The sequence below is a fragment of the Mycobacterium sp. genome, from assembly GCF_035633495.1.
Taxonomy (GTDB): Bacteria; Actinomycetota; Actinomycetes; order Mycobacteriales; family Mycobacteriaceae; genus Mycobacterium.
The window spans coordinates 1-2,749 of record NZ_DASQEU010000190.1 but is presented as its reverse complement, the minus strand read 5'-3'; the positions used below and the strand labels follow the sequence as shown (position 1 = coordinate 2,749).

The window sequence follows — 2,749 nt, the reverse complement described above, 5'->3', positions numbered from 1 at the left end:
GATGGTGCCGCGGATCCACGACGTCACCGCGGACGCCTTGCCGGTGTGCGGGAACAGCACGTAGACGCGTGAGGTGCCTGCCACCACCTGCGCATCCCGCCGAAAGGCGCTGGCACTCAACGCGAGTACGTCGGCGAGTCGTGCGGGCGCACCCGAGGCGCCGTCGAAGCCGATCACCGCGACGCGCCCGTCCGCCACGATGCCGAGTTCGCGCGCGACCTCCGCCACCTGCGCATCATCGAAGGTGACGTCGCGCAGCCCGAGGAGTTCCTGGACCCGCACCGCGTGCGTCGACGGCGTGGCGGCCAGTCGCGAGATGATCCTCGCCGCCAGCACTCCGGCGCCGCGCAGCACGTCGTCCGCGTCCTCGGCCAGCGGCCGGGTGCCTTCCTGCAGCCAGATGGTGCCCGCGAACACGGGACCGCGCCTGCGGGCCGACGCCGCGTGATGAATGCCGACCGCGCGGCGAGGCCTCAAGCCGAGTTCGGGCCGGGCGTCGACGCGGACGACGTCACCGGTCGCGCGCAGGGCGTCGAAGATGCCTGCCCGGCCAATCCACGCAAGGTGCTCGGGCGGGCCCGCACGGCCGAGGATCGACAGCCGCCGCAACTCGTCGGCCTCGTCATTGGAGGCCGAATACGCCAGGACGTGGCTCTGGACGTCCTCGATGCTGACCATGCCGTGAGTGCGGTCGGCGATCGACTGTGCCAGCCCGAACAAGTCGGTGCTCGAGTCGTACAGCGGGTCGGCCCGGTCACCGTGGTGTTCGAAGACGTGGTCGACGAGGCGGTACAACCGTTCCCAACGGGCCCTCGGCTCGACCGCGACGACGGCCGTGCCCGCGGCTACCGCGCGAGCCACCACCGCGTCGGATGGTTCCTTGACGAATATCGCCGCTGGGACGCGCCGCGCCGTCTGTTGCACCAGCCAGGCGAGCACGTCGTCGTCGCCGACACCCAGGATGAAGAACACGTCGGCCGAGCCCGCGCCGACCGCCAACCCGAGGCGGACGTCGTCGGCGTCGATCAATGCCGCCGACGCCACGGGAAGGTCCAGACCGCGCGGGGCTTCCACCAAGGTCACCATCGTCGCGTCCAGCGCGAGCAGCAGCTGCCCGAGTCCAACACCGGCGGCCTTCATGTTGGCCGATCTTACTGAACGATCGGTGAATGTCTGTCCGATCGGCCAACGGGTCAGGCGTGGCAATGAGAGACGCTAGTCACATGAGTGCCTTCAGCGCCGTCACCGACGTACCGGTCCCCACCAATGAGCCGGTGCATGAATACGCACCCGGCAGCCCAGAGCGCAGCAGGCTCGTCACCGAACTGACCGCGCTGAACGCCGCCGGGCCCGTCGATCTGCCCCACGTGATCGCAGGCAAGCACACGATGGGCAGCGGCGACCGCATCGACGTCGTCCAACCGCATCGCCACAGCGAGGTGCTCGGCACACTGACGAACGCCGGCCCCGCCGAGGCGACCGCAGCCGTCGACGCTGCGATCGCGGCCAAGCCGGCGTGGGCCGCGACCCCCTTCGACGAGCGGGCCGCGGTCTTCCTGCGCGCCGCGGATCTCCTCGCGGGGCCGTGGCGGGAGAAGCTCGTCGCCGCCACCATGCTCGGCCAGTCGAAGTCCGCGTACCAGGCCGAGATCGACGCGTCGTGTGAGCTCGTCGACTTCTGGCGCTTCAACGTGGCCTTCGCCAGGCAACTCATGGCTCAGCAGCCGATCAGCGCGCGTGGCGTATGGAACCGCACGGACTACCGCCCGCTCGAGGGCTTCGTCTATGCCATCACCCCCTTCAACTTCACGGCGATCGCAGGCAACCTGCCGACGGCACCCGCGCTGATGGGCAACACCGTCGTGTGGAAACCGTCTGTCACGCAGACGTTCTCGGCATATCTGATCATGCAGCTGCTCGAGGCGGCCGGACTGCCGCCGGGCGTCATCAATCTGGTGACCGGAGACGGCTACGCCATATCCGACGTGGTGCTGCCCGATCCCCGGCTGGCAGGCATCCACTTCACCGGGTCGACCGCAACGTTCCAGCACCTGTGGCGTGAAGTCGGCGCCAACATCGGCCGCTACGACACCTACCCACGGCTCGTCGGCGAAACCGGCGGCAAGGACTTCGTCGTCGCTCACGCCTCGGCGCGTCCAGACGTGTTGCGCACCGCGCTCATTCGTGGAGCCTTCGACTATCAGGGACAGAAGTGCTCGGCAGCCTCGCGGGCGTTCGTGCCACGGTCGGTGTGGCAGCAGATGGGCGATGACTTCCTCGGCGCCACCGAGCAACTCGCGTACGGCGACGTGACGGATCTGTCCAACTACGGTGGCGCGCTGATCGACGAACGCTCCTTCATCAAGAACGTCAACGCCATCGAACGGGCGAAGGGCGCGGCCGGTGTCACGATCGCCGTCGGTGGTGAATACGACGAAGGCGAAGGGTATTTCGTCCGGCCCACGGTGCTGCTGTCCGACGACCCCACCGACGAAGCGTTCTCGACCGAGTACTTCGGCCCGATTCTGGCCGTCCACGTGTACGACGACGCCCGCTGGGACGACGTGCTCGGCATCGTCGACGCTGGGTCGAAGTACGCGCTGACCGGTGCCGTGATCGCCGACGACCGTGCGGCCGTGCTGGCTGCCGAGGACCGGTTGCGTTATGCCGCAGGCAATTTCTACGTCAACGACAAGCCCACCGGTGCAGTCGTCGGCCAGCAGCCGTTCGGTGGGTCACGCGCGTCGGG

General features: G+C 68.6%; 2 protein-coding genes. One reads left to right on the top strand and one right to left on the bottom strand.

The window, feature by feature from the left end; genetic code table 11:
- Positions 1 to 1,140 (bottom strand): PucR family transcriptional regulator (locus VET27_RS26760; protein ID WP_526523116.1); only part of this gene is annotated, 1,140 nt, incomplete at its 3' end.
- 83 nt (positions 1,141 to 1,223) lie between these two features.
- Here VET27_RS26760 and pruA point away from each other — a divergent pair.
- Positions 1,224 to 2,749, top strand: a 1,526-nt coding sequence (gene pruA / locus VET27_RS26755; RefSeq protein ID WP_526523114.1) for an L-glutamate gamma-semialdehyde dehydrogenase, incomplete at its 3' end; no start/stop codon positions are given.